Genomic DNA, 15,871 nt, shown 5'->3' with positions numbered 1-15,871 from the left:
GGGACGTGGGTGGGACTTGCCGGGGTTCCGGAGGGCGACGCGTGCGCCCTCCGGTTCCGAAGGCTCGAGTTGATCGGGCACGTCTCAGCGCTGAAGCGTGCCGGTGCCCGTGATCCTGGTGAAGGCGGCGTCCTCGACCTGATTCTCGGCATCATTGTCGTGGGTCAGGTGGACCTTGCAGCTCCCCTGCCCCGGTTTGATGCCTTCCAGCTGGATCCCGAGAGTCATCTCCTTGCCGGGCTCCAGGCGTGGGATGACGGGCCAGATCAGGACTTTCTCGCTCGCGCTGTACTGGGCCTGCTGTTCGGTGCCCCGGGTTTGGAGGACCCTCAGGTTGGCCGAGGGGAAGGCTTTCACGAGGATGTTGGTGGCTTCCTTCGTCCCCGTGTTGCGGATCCGGATCCTGTAATAGATCGGGACCTTCACATCGATGAGGCGAGTCTTCCCCTGATCGACCTGGAGGTCGACGAGCGGGATGCCATCGATGGTCGTCGTCAGGTTCGTCTTGTCGTAAAGATTGAGCTGGGCTTTCGCTTCCGCGGTGACCTGGAATGTGCCCGGGCTGCCCATCATGACATTGAAGGGGAGGGTCAGCTTCTCGGATTCGCCCGGCTCGATCTGCGCGATGTTCCACGAGATACGTCGATAGCTCGGATCCCACTTGCCCCCCGCCGGGATGGGCAACTGCGGCTTGCCGTTGTTGTTGAGGATGACGCTCACCTGGACGTTCTTCGTGGTGGCGGTGCCGGGATTCTCGAGCGAAAGCTGATAGCTCGACAGGGTGTCGGTGAATTTCTTGGTGTCGCCGGCAAGCCTGAGCTTGAGCTTGGGCTCGATAACGGTCACGGTCTTGACGCTCTTCGCGATATCCGCGTTCGGCTCGACGTCGGGGCTATCGGCCACCACCTGGCACGATTGCTCCCCTCCCATCGTCGTATCCGCCTCGATCGGGTCGAGTTCGAGCGTGCGGCCTGCCGGCAGGTCTTCTTTGAAGACGTATTCGAGGATGTTCGTGTCCTGCCCATCCTCGGCCATCACTTTCAGTCCGGGGCTGAGGGTGGCGCGGATGTTCACGTTGCGAGCGGGGCCGTCGCCGATGTTCGACACCGTGATGATGAAGTCGACGGGCTTGCCCTTCACGACCTTGCCGGTCGTTGCACGCTGCTCGACCTTGAGCCGAGGCTCGCGGATGATCGTGTGTACCTTGCTGCCGCCGAGCAGCGTGATCGAGGCGGCGTGATTCAACTCGCCAGGCTGGATCGCCTTGACGTTGAGCGTGATCAGGCGTTCGGACCTGGCCGGGACGGTACCGAGCTTCCAGACCAGCAACGAACCCGAAGACGGTTCCTGGTTCGGCTGGCTCGAGAGGAGTTCGAGCGAGGGGGGGAGCTCGTCCCGGACGATGACGCCCATGGCGTCGGCATTCCCCGTGTTCTTGACGATAATCTTGAACTTGCCCTCTTTATGCAGGTTCATCGTCTCCGGCCCGACCACCTCGACGCTTACCTCGACGGACTGCCTCCCTTTGAGGAGGCGGTCGGCGGGCAGGACGAAATGCTCGGCGTCGGCCGCGGCCGAACCCGGAGCGGCTCCGGCCGTTGACCCCTTGGCGGGCGGCAGCGGGTTCCCACCTTCGGGGGGAGGGACGACCGGAGCTCCCGCGGCCGGGGCCGCGGGGTTGGCCGGAGGAGCCTGCGCCGGCTTCACATCCTCGTCGAGCTTGGGCGTATTGGCGACGTCACCCGGAGCCGCATTCGCGTCCTCAGCAGCCGGGGCCGGAAGTGCGGGGGGAGCCGAAAGGTCTGCGGGAGGCAGCCCCATCCCTTTCTCATCACCGGGAATCGCGGGCTCGCCGAGCTTGGCGGGTTCTTCGATGGGGCCGCCGGGTGTCGGTGCGCCGGCGGTGGGCTCGGGCTTGGCCTCCTCGACCGTCTTGGGGACGGGAGGTGGGACTTTCTTGGCCTGCCGAACCTGGGGGGGCGACGCCGTTGGATTGGTCTTGGATATGGCGGCAGTCGTCCCGGCCCGCTTCGTCGTCGGGGTGGTTTGGGTCGGGCTCGCGGCAGGCGCGGGCTCGACCGGCGGCAGCATGACACTCGCGTCGCCTTCGGACGAGCCGACCGTTTCCGGCAGAGGGGGTAGCGCAGGGTTGGACTGCGGTCGGGCGGGCCGAACCCAGATGACGACGGCCGAGGCCATCGCGACGAGAAAAATGAGTCGACGGCCCATGGGAATCGATCCCCTCCTTGGGAACGGCCCCGAACGATGCCGCATGCGGACTGTCGGAGCAGACGGGCACAAATCTCGGCCGAATACTTTGCGCATTCAATTCAACTCGGCCGAAAGATCTCCTCGGTAAATAACAGAACTCTTCCCATCGAGGAAGGTCAGTTTCCCGAGGAGATCCGGTCCGCGAGTGCCCTGGCGGTGACTCCGGGGGGCTCCGATGTCGCGACGGGCCAGGGCTTTACCTCAGAGAGGCCGCGGAACCAAGTCTCCTGACGCTTGGCGAATTGACGGGTCCTCGCCTGGATGAGCGAGATCGTTCTCTCCAGGGGGATGCCGGTTTCGAGGTGCTCGAGGACCTCGAGGTAACCGACTCCCTGCGCGGCGACCGGGCTGATGGGCGGGTCGGATTCCCGGAGCCGTCGCACCTCCTCTACGAATCCTTCGCGGAACATCGCGACGACGCGGCGGTTGATCCGGTCGTGCATCTCCGGGCGGGGCCGCTGGAGCGCAAAGACGGCGACGTCGTCGGGGGCGGGTTGTTCGTGCTCGGTCTGGAGGTCGCTGAGGCGTCGGCCCGTCAGGGCGAGCACCTCGAGGGCGCGGACCAGGCGCCTGCGGTCATTGGGATGCAAACGGGCGGCGGAGCGCGGGTCGAGCGTCTCGAGGCGTGCGTGGAGCGCCTCGGGGCCCCGACGGTCGGCCTCGGCCTCCAATTCCTGGCGCAGGGCAGTGTCTGCCGCCGGCCCTTCGAAAAGGCCGCGGAGCAAGGCCTTCAAATAGAGAGCGGTCCCTCCCACGAAGAGGATCCGTTTTCCCCGCCCCTCGATCTCGGCGGCCGTCTGGAGGGCCCAGCCCCGATAGTCGGCGACGCTTGCCGACTGCCAGGGGTCGAGGACGTCGATCAAATGATGCGGGACGCCCTCACGCTCGTCGAGCGTCGGCTTGGCCGTGCCGATGTCCATCCCTCGGTAGAGGGTCATCGAGTCGAGCGCGATGACCTCGGCGTCGAGGTGTTGTGCCAGGGCAACACCCACTGCGGTCTTCCCGGAGGCGGTCGCCCCCGTCAGGTAGACCGATCTGTGCAACAAACCCCTCGTCTCGGTCGTCGACAACACGGGCATCCCATCGCAAGAACGGACGAATCACGAGGCCGGTCAGAGGCTTGGGCGCCATCCCGAATCGATTCGAAGGCGGGCCGTCGAGGTGGCCTCGCCCGGCGGTTTCTTCGGCGGATTTCGGGGATCGCCGATTGCTCTTGCTCTCGGGCTTTGGACCGTCTATAAGGCAATTGAAAGTATCTCACGCATTGTCGCGTTTCCGGCCGTGTTTCGACAAGGATCACCCCGGGAAGAAAAGCGACCCTCTCTCGAAAGAGTCGAACGTGTGGGGTGAGTCCAACCGATAAACGTCCCAAGAGCCTTTCACGACAGATGAACCTCCCCTGATGTCACACCGACCTCCCGCACGCTGGGCGTGACGACGGTATCTCCTCCATCCCAACGAAGCCAAATGTGCGAGTCGCCGTGAAGGTCGCTCGTGGCCCGTTCGCGTCCAAGGCGAATGGGCAAAAGACCGGGGGTTTGGCAAGCCTTTTGCTTCTGCCATGCCTCACATCTCTCGATTCGCTGACTCGACAAGGCCCGAGGACATGGTGTCTCCGGGCCGCTCATCCCCACCCTGGGATCTCAGACCTTCGCTGCTATGCAAAAGAACTCACTTCCTGAAATCGAAGCCTCGGACCTCCAAGCCGCCCGCGAATTCCTGAACATCTCCCACGAGGAGAAGCGTAGCCCAACCGCCCCACGCGCCGCTTCCCCCACGCCAGGCGTCGTGACCGTCCACAAGGGAATCACGCGAGCCCGCTTCCGCTCCGTCTCCAAGGGCCTTTCCTGAGCCTCAAACGTCCGACAGACTTTCCTCATACGGCCGCGGCGTCTTTGACCGCGGCCGTCATTTTTTTCGAACGCTGCTGATTCCACTCCCATCCGTCGAATCCGCTTGCGCTCTCGCCTCGCGGACCACGAGCCCCGATGCGATCGGAGTTGCCTCATCGTGGGCTTTGCATCTCTCGATGCCTCGAGAGTGCCCGATCCTTCGTGGGGACTGAGGATTCGTACGGGCATTCGGGCGACGGAGGAGTCGGCGATATATCGGCGAGTGAGGGGGCGTTCGGCATTGACTCGAAACGGAGGAATGCAGGGGAACCCCTGCTAGTATCTACGAATGTTTGTTGTTTGGTGAGTGGCTTCTCAACTTTGTTCCGCGGGTCTTGTTGGTGACGAATTGTGAATTCATGTCTCGTTGATAATGCCCGTCGATGCTGCGCGAATGATTTCGGCGTCGTGCCCCGAAGGTCGACTCAATTGCCTTCTTGGACAACAGCTTCGATCACATCCAAATGGCGAGAAACCCCGATACTCCGATGCACTTCGTCTGCCGAAATTCGGCTCAACTGCCGGTCGCACCCAATGATCCGGTCATTCCAACTGTAGGGTGAAGCGATCGGAGAATGCGTGTCCGAGGGCACAGACGAGAATCCCTCCCTCCCGATGATATTCGTGGAAATCGTCGCATCAGGCGATGCGCCTGCGCCCATACCGTCGCAAAGGCGCCGCCGATCGACAGGTCAGTGATGGACCGTCCCAGGGAGGGGACAAAACCATGGGAAAAATCTTCCCCCCGTTATTTGCCATTGGTTTCGGACTGCTCATATCCCTAGGGACTCGGGCGGTCGCCCAGAGCCCGACGCTTCCGTCCGATGGCATGCCGGAGCCGGGCAGCGAGCGATCGTCCCTCGGGCCGCCGATCGGGGCCTCGACCCCCAGCGGCGACCTCAACCCGGGAGGCGCCGAAGAGACGCTGGGCGGGAGGCCGGGCCCCTCGGTCCCTCGCGTCCCCTCGTCGATCACGACCCCGGGCATGCGCCGGGCTCGCGTGCCTGAGGAGGAAGGGATCAAGGCCCCCTCGAGCCTGCCGCTCGCCCAGGTGCCGCTGCTCGGGCCGCTCTCGCTCCCCGAGAACAAGGAAGATGAAGGCCCGGCGGACGGGCTGACGATCGAGGCGGCGATCGAGCGCCTCGTCCACCAGAACCTCGGGCTCCAGGCCCGTTCGTTCGAGCTGCCCCAGGCCGACGCCGACATCCTCACCGCGGGCCTCAGGGCAAACCCCTTGATCTATGCGGACAGCCAGCTCATCCCCTACGGCAACTACTCGAGCCAGCGGCCTGGCGGTCCCGTCCAGTACGACATCAACATCACCTATCCGGTGGACGTGACCGGCAAGCGCAAGGCCCGAACGGTCGTCGCCTGCCGGGCCAAGAGCGTGCTCCAGGCGCAGTATCAGGATGCCGTCCGGATCCAGATCGACAACCTGTACACGGCCTATAGCGACGTCCTCGGGGCTCGCGAGACCATCCGGTTCGCATCGGCGGCCCGCGAGGGCCTCCGGGTCCTGCTCGACCGGACGCAGCGGATGCAGGCCAAGGGGTCGCGCACGCCCGCCGAGGTCAGCCGGATCGAGGCGCTCTACGAGGCGGCCGAGGTCGAGGTGATGGACGCCGAGGAAACCCTCCGGGGCACCAAGCGGAACCTCGGCACCCTGCTCAACATCCCCGGCCCCGAGGCCGAGGTGCTCCATGTTCGCGGATCGATCCACGACACGGCCTCCGAGCCTCCTCCGGCCGACGAACTGATCCGGCTCGCGATGGCGTCGAGGCCCGACGTCAACGCCTTCCGCCTCGGGATCTCCCGCGCCGAGGCCGAGGTGAAGCTCGCCGTGGCGAACCGGCTCTCCGACGTCTACGTCCTCTGGCAGCCATACACCTTCCAGAACAACGCACCCTTCAACCAGAAGAGTGCGACGTCCTGGGCGCTCGGCGTCACGGTCCCCCTGCCGATCTACAACCGCAACCAGGGCAATATCCAGCGGGCCCGGTTCAATGTTAGCCAGTCTCAAGTCGAGCTGGCCGAGCGCGAGCAGGAAGTGGCGAATGATGTGCGCAGGTCCGAGCGGGAATACGTCCTGACCCGCGCCGCGGTGAAGCGGATCGAGTCCAAGCTGATCCCGGCCGCGTCCCGCGTCCGCGAAGACGCCTACCGCCTGTTCATCCAGGGTGAGGAAGAGGCGATCGTCTACCTGAACGCCCAGCGCGAGTACAACGAGGCCTCTCGACAGTACCGCGACATGCTACTCCGCCACCGCCGCAGCATGCTCCGGCTCAACACGGCGATCGGTATGCGACTCCTCCCCTGAAGAGCTCCGGGAACGAAGAAAAGGCGACGCCGGCGGTCATGGACCGCCGGCGTCGCCTTTGTGTTGGCCGGCTCGATCCGAGTGCCCTGCCCGATCAGTGGGCGGGAGTCGGCTCGGTGGCGAGCTCTTCGTAGTCGCCGGTCTCGTGGTGCATCGGGCCCGGATCGAACCAGGGGTAGATCGCCGGCAGGACGATCAGCTTCAGGAGCATGCTCGTCAAGAGGCCGCCGATGACGACGGTCGCCAGCGGCTTCTGGACCTCGGCCCCGGCGCCGGTGGAGAAAGCCATCGGGACGAACCCGAGGCTCGCGACGAGGCCCGTCATGAGGATCGGGCGGAGCCGCGACATCGACGCATTGTGGACGGCCTCGTGCGTCTCGGTCCCCTCCTCGATGAGCTGCCGGATCGCCGACACCAGCACCAGGCCGTCGAGCACGGCCACGCCCGACAGCGCGATGAAGCCGACGCCCGCCGAGATGCTGAAGTTCAGGCCACGGAGCCAGAGGGCCAAAATCCCCCCGATCGCGCCCAGCGGCACCGACAGGAAGATCAGGCCGCCCAGCCTGATCGAGTGGAACGTGGAGTAGAGCAGCAGGAAGATCATCACCAGGGCCACCGGCACCACGATCGTGAGCCGCCTGGTCGCCGACTGGAGGTTCTCGAACGTCCCGCCCCACTCCAGAGTATAGCCGCGAGGGAGGGAAACCTCCGACGTCACTCGCCGCTGCGCCTCGGCGACGAATCCGGCGAGGTCACGTCCCCTCACGTTCGACTGGATCATGATCCGGCGCTGGCGGTCCTTGCGCCAGATCTCATACGTGTCCTCCTCGAGGTGGATCTCGGAGAGATCCTCCAGCGGGATCATGCGGCCCTGGGGGTCGGCGATCTTGAGCGCCTTGATGGTCTCGATGTCGTTGCGGTACTGGGCCCCGAAGCGGACCTGGATGTCGAACCGACGCTGGCCTTCGACGACCTGGCCGACGATCTTGCCGCCGAGCGCCGTGATGGCGTCGAGCACGTCGGCCGCGTTGATCCCGTAGCGTGAGATCCGGTCGCGATCGACGTCGATCCGCAGGAAGGGCAAGCCGCCCAGGGCCTGCGCCTTCACGCCGGTCGAGCCCTTGATCGAACGCAGGACTCCCGCGATGGCGTCGGCCTTCTGCTGGAGGGTCTCCAGGTTGTCGCCGTAGATCCCGATGCCGAGGTCGGATCGCACGCCCGAGAGCAGCTCGTTGAAGCGAAGCTCGATGGGCTGGCTGAACCCGAAGAAGGTGCCGGGGATCTCGCGCTTGCAGATGGCCTCGATCTTGGTGACGAGTTCTTCCTTGTCGCGAGCCTTGGTCCAGTGCTCCGTCTCGTTCAGGAGCACCCAGGTATCCGTCAGGTTCACGCCGCCGGCCTCGAGCCCGATCTCTGGCCGGCCGATCCGGCTCACCACGGTCCGGATCTCCTGAGGGAACTCCTTGCGGAGGGCCGCCTCGAGGCGGGTCGAGTCGCCGATCGCCTCTTTCAGCGAGGCGCTCGGCGGCCGGATCTGGGTGATGATGAGGTCCCCTTCGTCGAGCTGCGGGATGAACTCGCCGCCGAGACGCATCGCGACCGGGATGCAGACCGAGAAGCCGACGACGGCGGCGAGCGCCACCGCGATCGGGTGCTTCAGAACCCGGCGGAGGACGGGCTCATAGACCCACTTCGCGAAGCGGATCGGGAACGTGTCGCGCTCCGACCTCCCCGGCTTGAGGAAGAACGACGCCAGCACGGGCGTGGCCGTCAGGGAGAGCAGCAGCGAACCCGTGAGCGCGAAGATCACCGTCAGGGCCATGGGCTGGAACATCTTCCCTTCCACGCCCTGCAGGGCGAGGAGCGGGAGGTGGACCATCGTGATGATCGCCACGCCGAAGACCACCGGCCGGCGGACCTCCAGGGTCGCGTGCCGGATCACCTCGCGGCCATTATCGGTCGGACTGGCGTGTGCCAGGCGGCTGACGCAGTTCTCGATGACGATCACCGCGCTATCGACGATGAGGCCGAAGTCGATCGCACCCAGGCTCATCAGGCTCCCGGCCACGCCGAAGTAGACCATCAGATTCCCGGCGAAGAGCATCGAGAGGGGGATCGCCAGCGCGACGATCAAGCCCGCGCGGAGGTTCCCGAGCAGGATGAGCAGGACGACGACGACGAGCACGCCGCCCTCGGCCAGATTGTGGACGACTGTGCCGATCGTCTTCTCGATGAGCGTGCTGCGGTCGTAGTACGGGTCGATGACGACCCCTTCGGGGAGGTCCTTCTGGATCTCCGCAACCTTCTTCTTGATGCGGTCGACGACAACGCGGCCGTTCTCGCCGGCGAGGAGATAGACGATGGCGGTGACGGCCTCGCCGCGGCCGTCGCGAGTCGCCGCCCCCTGGCGGATCATGGGGGCGAGTCGCACCGTCCCCACGTCGCGGACGTAGATCGGGGTGCCCCCCTTGGTCGTGCTGAGGATGACCTCCTCGAGGTCCTTGAGGCTCTCGATGAGCGCGACGCCCCGGATGACGCGGAGCTCGCCGTTGCGCTGGATGTAGCCGCCGCCGGCGTTCGCGTTGTTGCGACGGATCGCCTCGAACACCTGGTTCATGGCGATCCCGCGGGCCTGGAGCCGGTTGGGGTCGAGCTCGACCTCGAACGTCTTCAGCTCGCCCCCGAGCGCGTTGACCTCGACGACCCCCGGCACGCTCTTGAGCCGGCGCGCCACCTCCCAGTCGAGGATGGTGCGCAGCTCCATCGGCGAGCGGGGATTCGGGGCCTTCTCCGCGTTGCGGATCTCGAACTGATAGATCTCGCCCAGGCCGGTGGCGATCGGGCCCATCTCGGGCTCGCCGAACTCATCGGGGATGTCGGACTTGGCCTGGTCGAGGCGCTCGCCGACCTGCTGGCGGGCCCAGTAGATGTCGGTCCCGTCCTCGAAGATGATCGTCACGCCCGAGATGCCGAATTGCGAGAACGAGCGGACCTCCTTGATCTTGGGGATCCCGTTCATCGCGTTCTCGACGGGGATCGTGATGAACTGCTCGACTTCCTCCGGGCCGAGCGCCGGGGCGCTCGTGAGGGCCATGACCTGGACGTTGGTGATGTCGGGGACCGCGTCGATCGGGAGGCTCAGCAGCGAGTAGATGCCCGACGCGGCCAGGCCCACGAGCACCAGCAGGACGAAGCCGCGGCTCTTGAGCGAATACTTGATGATATAATCGAACAACGAAGCCTCTCCCGACGGCGTGGGGGGATTAGTTGGCGGAGCTGGCGATCTGGACGGCCATGGACTTGAGCTTGTAACCCCCCTCGGTCACGACCTGATCGCCGACCTTGAGGCCGTCGTGGATCAGGACCATGTCGCCCCGCGGCGCCTCGGCCCCGACCTCGCGCCGCTCGAAGCGATCGGGGCCGATCTGGACGTAGACGAAGGAGCGGTTCCCCTCGGTCAGGAGCGCCGAGGCGGGGATGTTGACGGCGGTGCTCTCTCGCGGGATCAGGACCTCGACCTCGACGAACATGCCCGGCTTGAGCAGGCGTTCGGGGTTGCTCGCCCTGGCGAGCAGCTTGAGCGAGCGGCTCTGCTCCTCGACGAGGTCGCCGGTGTAGATGACCTCGCCGTCGAAGGTGTGGTTGGGATAGGCGGGGGAGCGGAAGCGGACCTTGCCCTTCTTGCTGCGGACGAGCATGTTGAAGTCCCCTTCGTGGACGTTCGCCTCGACCCAGACCGTCTTGAGGTTGGCCATGGTGAAGATGCGGTGCGTCGTGTCGACGGCGACGCCGGGGACGATCATCTCACGGTCGAGGACGGTTCCGTCGAACGGGGCCCAGATGCAGTAGGTGCTCACCGGGGCATCCTTGGTGCTCGGGTCGGTGCCCGGGACGCTCGGCGGGGCGCCGGCGAGCGCCCCGAATTCACGCTGGGACGGGAGGATGGCCCCGGACTTGTCCGACTCGGGTTGGTCGTCCGCGGCCGAGTCGGGGAGCGCACCGTCCTTGGCGAGGCCCACGATCTTGCCGCCGGCGATCTGGGGTTCGGATCCGTCGGGCTTCACGCCCAGGATCCGGAGTCGCTCGCGAGCGGCCCGGACGGCGGTCTCGGCCTGCTGCAGGGCCTGCTTGGCCCTGGTGTTGGCGAGCATGGTCTCGTAGCCCATCTGGTCCATCAGGCTCTGGTAGCCGGCCTGGGCAACCTCGTAGTCGGCCTTCACCTGATCGAACTGCTTGGGCGTGATCAGCTTCTGGGCGAAGAGGTCCTTGTTGCGGTCCATGGTCGCGATGCCCAGGCGATACTGGGCATAGGCGGTCATCAGCTTCTCGCGGTTCTCGCCGACGGGGCGTTCGGAGAAGGCGTTGTGGATCTGCTCGGGGGTCTCCCCCTTCTGGAGGCGGCGGATCAACTCCAGGGTCGTGGCGTGGATCCGCTCCTGCCAGCCGGCCTGGGCCTTGGCGATGTCGAGCGACTGCTGCTTGGTGTAGAGGTCGAGCCTCGCCGTGCCGACCTCGGGGCTGTCGATCGTCGCCAGGAGGTCGCCGGCCTTCACGTCCTGCCCGACCCTGGCCGTCACCGAGCGCACGACGCCCGAAGCCCTCGGCGTGATGAAGGCGTACTGCGACTCATTCGGGGCGACCCGGCCGGGGGCGGCGAGGACGTCGTAGGAGACGCCGAGGGACGCCTTGGCCGTCATCAGGCCGATCGCCTTCTGCTGCTCTGGGTTAAGCTGCACCGGCTCGACCTTGACCTCGGCGGCCGGCGGGGGCTCGGGGGCTGCCTTGGACTGGGCCATCAGTTCGGAGGACGGGGCCGGCTCCGGCTTATCCTTCTCGAGGCGATTGACGTACCAGATCGCCCCCACCGCGACCACGCCCCCTCCCACCAGGGCCGCTGCCCCCAGCTGCACGGCGCTCTTCCATGAGGAAGCTTTACCTTTGACAGGTTGAATTCGTCCCACCGCCTCGGTCGCTTCGCTCATGGAATACTCCGGACCTATTCTTCGCGCAGATCAATGAGGGAGAAATGGGATGGGTCTTCGAAGCGTCGATCCGTCGTCAGCGGATCCAAGCTCGAATGAAGAGGGATTCCGGGCGCAAGGCCAGAGAGCCTCTCGCGCGACCGGGGAGAGTGTGTTTCGAGGTTCGGCCCGGCCAACCCGGTCCCTGATCCAGGGAGTCGTCCGAGGCTCTTGCCGAGAGCGAGAAGCGGGAGGAGCGGAGGGGAGAAGTGGTGGCGCCGCTACCCTTCGTGGCCGATGTTGAAGTGTCGTAACCCTGGCTCGAAATCGGAAGCCGCGAGACCAAATGTCCACCTCTTGGGATTCGTAGCCCCGGGGGGGGTTGAGCAACGGAACCCGGTCCTCACCTCTTATTTTTCATTCCGAATGGATCAAGAGCAAGTCCCGTCGTTTGCGGACAGGAGAATCACAAGCCGGGGAGTCACAACGCAGCTGCCGACGCGTATTTGCCTAAATATAGTCCTTTAAAGTAGGTTACGTCAACTCGTCGCTGCCGCCACGCCGCGAATTGCCTCAAACAATTCGTAGCCGCCGGGCCTTCGGTTTTTTACGTTTTGACCGGCCGGCGTGCACATGATTGTACGATAGGGCCGTCAAGCCTCCCCTCGCCCGTAGGTCCCGGCCTGATCCGATCGAGATTTGTCATCCCATGCAAGATGACAGATGCCGTTGTATGCACAACTCGTTCGCGAGAGCATAAGAGGGAATCTGTACGAATCCGCTCGAAATCGTGCGCTCATCCGGAGTCCTTCCGTCGGGACTGCCCTATTGAACCGCCCTTCGAATTCGGCGAGCCTGTTTCCGTCCTATATATCCCCACAGACTGATGACATTCTCCTGCCGAGGCTATCCCGGAGCTGCCCGAAGGATTGCGCCGGCCGTCGGTTCGCCGAGCGCGAGTCGATGGGGCCTCGGAGCCTTGAGCTAGAGTCGTGGAGATGAGCGGGCTTTTTCCAAGTCCTGCTCCCACTGAGATTTCTCCGGATCCACGGTAATAAGACCCTTGCCATGATTCACCATGCGTTGAATTTGGTGCGAGACGTCCCTTTCCGCGGCAAGCTCCGCCTCCTGGGGGCCTTCGTGCCCAGGTCGGGCGAGAAGACCGCGCGGATATTTGGATATAACGTCAAGCTCGACCTGGCGGACGACATCCACCGCTGGATCTACCTCGGCTGCTATGAGCCCGAGGAGACGGCCCTGCTCCGCGAGCACCTCAAGCCGGGGATGAACTTCCTGGACGTGGGGGCCAACATCGGCTACTTCACCCTGCTCGCCGCCTCGATCGTCGGCCCTTCGGGGCGGATCTTCTCCGTCGAGCCGAGCCCGGCCTGCTCCACCCGCCTCGCCGAGTCCGTTCAGGCCAACGGGATCAAGAACGTCCGGATCGAGCGGATGGGGCTGAGCGATCAGCCGGGGACGTCGGTCCTGCACATCCCCCGCGCCGAGGATCGCAACCACACGCCGAGTATGATCTCGTGGAACGAGGGGGAGTCGACCTCGATCGAGGTTCCCGTCCGCACGCTCGACGCGATGATCGAGGAGTGGGGTATCGACACGATCGACGTGATGAAGATCGACGTGGAAGGATATGAGCCGACCATCTTTCGAGGGGCCAGCCACGCTCTCGCCTCCGGTCGGATCAAGGCGATCCTCTGCGAGTTCAACGCTTATTATCTGGAAGCAGCCGGAAGCTCGACGCGAGACCTGTACGACACGCTGATCAACGCCGGCTTCTACGACGTCAACCCGACCTCGTTCCGGGAAGACGCCCCCTTGCAGACGCAGTTCTTCAAGCGGAGCGGCGACAAGGCCCCGTGATGTCGGGGCCTCGCGTTCAACTCGGCTGGGTCGCGGGGGCCGGGGTCGCGGACCGCGCCGCGTTCCGGCGCAGGGCCTTGAGGAAGCCGGTCCTGAGCAGGTGCCCCATCCCCTCGCGATAGAGCCAGATCCGGAAGAAGCCCGGGTAGTGCTTGCAGACGAGGTCCGGCGAGAGCCCCGGATCGACGTCGACCTTGTACGTATCCGGCAACAACTCGATGCCGTGGATGGTCGAGCAGAGGGCGTGCAGCGTCTGCTCGGTCACCCACTTGTTCTCATACATCTTCGGGTGTTCGAGCCACTTGTCGATGGCCTCGAAGTCGATCGAGTCACGCTTGATGACCGCGAGCCCGCTGTTGACCTTCTCCGGGGGCCGGATGCCGAACGCCTCGTCGAGCTCGTCGGGCGTCATGCTGTACCAGGGGGCCACGTCGCGGTTGTAGCGGTTGACCGGGAGACCTTCGGGGGGCACGAGCAGGAGGTCGGGTCGCTTGAAAAAGACGATATCCGAGTCGATGACGATGAGGTAGTCGGCGGTCGAGAACGAGAAAAAGTCAAAGAGTTTGCATGTGCTCACATTGACCTTGCGATACTCGAGGCAACGCTTGAGGCCCTGCCGCTCGAACTCCTCGGCGATGCGCTTCGAGGCCTCGGCCGTGGGGACGAACGTGGCGTCCGGGAAGTGCTCCCGGAGCTTCTCGGCCTGGTGCGGCAGCAGGCCTCCGTCGTGGATGTAGAGCGGGTAGTCCACCTCGGCGAAGTGGTAGAAGCTCTTGAGAGCCCAGAGCAGGTTAAGCCAATCGCGACGCCAGGTGAGGACGCGGACCTCGACCGGCCCCGTCTTGCTCGTCCGCAATGGCGGCGAGCTCAGGATCCGGCGCGAGTAATAGATCCGTCTCGCGGCATTCCCGTAGCCCTCTCGGCCGATTTCGCGGAAGGCCAGCCACCATGGACGGCTGCGGAGCCATTGGCGTAACGTATTGATAGGCATATTGGTCGCAGAGAAAGCCAGGCGTGCGGATCTCGTGGGTGGTCATTATAGCGGTGAGGCGTGCGCGCATGGAATAAGCGTGGCCGAACGACCACGCCTTTGCGCCCCAGAGACCTCAACGACCCGCGATTTCCGGCCTCTGGCTCAGAGCTCCCAGACGCGTCTCCCGCCCAGGAACATGGTCAGGAACCCGTCCTCGCTCACCTTGAGGACGGGGCCGTGATACGAGGCGGCGAGGGCCGCCAGGGTGCGTGCCCCCTCGACGGCCCTCGCGACACGTTGCGACTCGGAATTGATCCGGAGGATCGCGCCGAAGGTGATGAGCCGGCCTTCGAGGTCGGTGACGACCGCGCCATCGATCCCCGCGATGGCTTCGAGTACGGTGGCGTCGAGGTCGATCAGGGAGCGACCGCGGACGACGTGGTGGAGGGCCTGCTTGGCCAGGCGCGGCGAGAGGTTGTCGGGATCCTGCGGGTCGTCGAACGCGACCTCGTCGGCGATCCGGTCGGTGGGGGCGATCAGCTTGGGGATCGAATCGGCCGGGTCGCGGAGGACGACGAACAGGGCGCCTCGGCGGTCCTCGCTCAGGTTCAGGCCCGCCTGGAAGATCCGGTGTGCCAGGTCGCTCGAGCATCCCTTGCCGACAGCCTTGCACCAGGCCGCGTACTTCGTCGGGATGTCGAGCAGGCGCCAGCGTGCGTCGCTGAAGGCGAAGGCCAGGGTCCCGTCGGCGAAGACCTTGATCTCCTGCGAGGGGGTCAGGACGAGGCAGACGTGCCGGCCGTTGAGCGTCGCCCTGGCGTGCCCGACATAGTCGCGCGGGCAGGGGTTCTCGAGGGGCTCATCCCCCTGGCAGGCCTCGGCCCACTTGCGGATGTCGACGACGCGGGTCAGATCGCCGGCCTGGTCGACGACGAAGAGGGTCTTCACGCCGTCGCAGAGCCGGTGGAACCCCTTGATGGCGGTGAGCCTGATGTTGAACCGGGGGGCCCCTTCCGGGTTCACCCAGTCGGGGACGGCCGGGTCGGTCGGCGTCCCGAGCAGCAGGGCCCCGAGGGAGACGCGGCGGTTCTCGTAAGTCGAGAGCGCTGCGACGCGGAGGGCCTCGAGAGCGGCCGGGATCCGGAAGTTATCCTCGAAGTTGAGGTAGTCGGAGATGATCAGGTCTTCTTGGAGATACTGGAACCGCTCGATCCTGTGCGCCACGTCGAGGTCGAACAGGCTGCGGAAGCGGAGGTCGAGCGCCCGCAGGATCATCCGGATCAGGCGGCGCTCGGCGGGGAGGAACGGCGCCGGGCTGCCGGGCAGGAAGGTATAGTGCGAGCGGAACCAGTCGATCTGGACCCCGAGCCCATCCGGGTCGTCGCGGACGCGGAAGTGCTCCTCGACCGGCAGGCCATCCCAGTTGATGAAGCTGCGATCCCCCTCGGCCTCGAGCACTCCGTCGGGGAAGAAGTGTTCCAGGCTTCGCCTGAGGAGCGTCTGATAAAGGCCAACAACCTTGGAGATGGGCCCCATGGGTCGGTCTGCCAAGGTCATCGCATTCACTTCCATCCCTCTC

Annotated in this window: 8 protein-coding genes; 2 read left to right on the top strand and 6 right to left on the bottom strand. The window is 65.2% G+C overall.

Annotated elements, in window-relative coordinates; all coding sequences use genetic code 11:
• Window positions 1–84: 84 nt before the first annotated feature.
• Window positions 85–2,229 (bottom strand): hypothetical protein, encoded by a 2,145-nt coding sequence (locus tag ACOYYX_RS09990; protein WP_422929778.1) that lies wholly within the window; start codon window positions 2,227–2,229, stop codon window positions 85–87.
• A gap of 158 nt (window positions 2,230–2,387) precedes the next feature.
• Window positions 2,388–3,314, bottom strand: coding sequence for a tRNA (adenosine(37)-N6)-dimethylallyltransferase MiaA (gene miaA, locus ACOYYX_RS09985; protein WP_422929777.1), 927 nt, complete (start codon window positions 3,312–3,314; stop codon window positions 2,388–2,390).
• Window positions 3,315–4,992: 1,678 nt separating this feature from the next.
• Here miaA and ACOYYX_RS09980 point away from each other — a divergent pair.
• Window positions 4,993–6,480 carry a TolC family protein gene (locus ACOYYX_RS09980; protein ID WP_422929776.1) on the top strand — a complete coding sequence of 496 codons (1,488 nt, stop codon included), beginning with the start codon at window positions 4,993–4,995 and terminating at the stop codon, window positions 6,478–6,480.
• Window positions 6,481–6,574: 94 nt separating this feature from the next.
• Here ACOYYX_RS09980 and ACOYYX_RS09975 read toward each other — a convergent pair whose 3' ends face one another.
• Together ACOYYX_RS09975 and ACOYYX_RS09970 are read right to left on the bottom strand one after the other, a co-directional pair.
• The gene (locus ACOYYX_RS09975; protein ID WP_422929775.1) at window positions 6,575–9,715 is read right to left on the bottom strand and encodes an efflux RND transporter permease subunit; all 3,141 of its coding nucleotides are present in this window, start codon (window positions 9,713–9,715) and stop codon (window positions 6,575–6,577) included.
• A gap of 28 nt (window positions 9,716–9,743) precedes the next feature.
• Window positions 9,744–11,390: an efflux RND transporter periplasmic adaptor subunit gene (locus ACOYYX_RS09970; protein ID WP_422929774.1), complete on the bottom strand. Its 1,647-nt coding sequence runs from the start codon at window positions 11,388–11,390 to the stop codon at window positions 9,744–9,746.
• Between the two features lie 1,143 nt (window positions 11,391–12,533).
• On the opposite strand from ACOYYX_RS09970, the gene ACOYYX_RS09965 reads away from it, so the two are divergent.
• A complete protein-coding gene (locus ACOYYX_RS09965; protein WP_422931610.1) occupies window positions 12,534–13,319 on the top strand; it encodes an FkbM family methyltransferase in 786 nt (261 codons plus the stop codon).
• A 16-nt stretch (window positions 13,320–13,335) separates the two neighbouring features.
• On the opposite strand, the gene ACOYYX_RS09960 is transcribed toward ACOYYX_RS09965, so the two are convergent.
• Together ACOYYX_RS09960 and ACOYYX_RS09955 are read right to left on the bottom strand one after the other, a co-directional pair.
• Window positions 13,336–14,310 (bottom strand): hypothetical protein, encoded by a 975-nt coding sequence (locus tag ACOYYX_RS09960; protein ID WP_422929773.1) that lies wholly within the window; start codon window positions 14,308–14,310, stop codon window positions 13,336–13,338.
• 144 nt (window positions 14,311–14,454) lie between these two features.
• A complete protein-coding gene (locus ACOYYX_RS09955) occupies window positions 14,455–15,864 on the bottom strand; it encodes a hypothetical protein (protein WP_422929772.1) in 1,410 nt (469 codons plus the stop codon).
• Between the last annotated feature and the right edge of the window lie 7 nt (window positions 15,865–15,871).

Source organism: Singulisphaera chitinilytica (genome assembly GCF_049331405.1).
Taxonomy (GTDB): Bacteria; Planctomycetota; Planctomycetia; order Isosphaerales; family Isosphaeraceae; genus PoT.
Note: the sequence above shows the minus strand (reverse complement) of the source record. Positions and strands in the feature narration are given on the sequence as shown.

Excerpts from the sequence above, each read along its gene's own strand:
- ACOYYX_RS09990 (WP_422929778.1), bottom strand. The coding sequence starts at position 2,229 with ATGGGCCGTCGACTCATTTTTCTCGTCGCGATGGCCTCGGCCGTCGTC.
- ACOYYX_RS09980 (WP_422929776.1), top strand. The coding sequence starts at position 4,993 with ATGCCGGAGCCGGGCAGCGAGCGATCGTCCCTCGGGCCGCCGATCGGG.
- ACOYYX_RS09960 (WP_422929773.1), bottom strand. The coding sequence starts at position 14,310 with ATGCCTATCAATACGTTACGCCAATGGCTCCGCAGCCGTCCATGGTGG.
- ACOYYX_RS09955 (WP_422929772.1), bottom strand. The coding sequence starts at position 15,864 with ATGGAAGTGAATGCGATGACCTTGGCAGACCGACCCATGGGGCCCATC.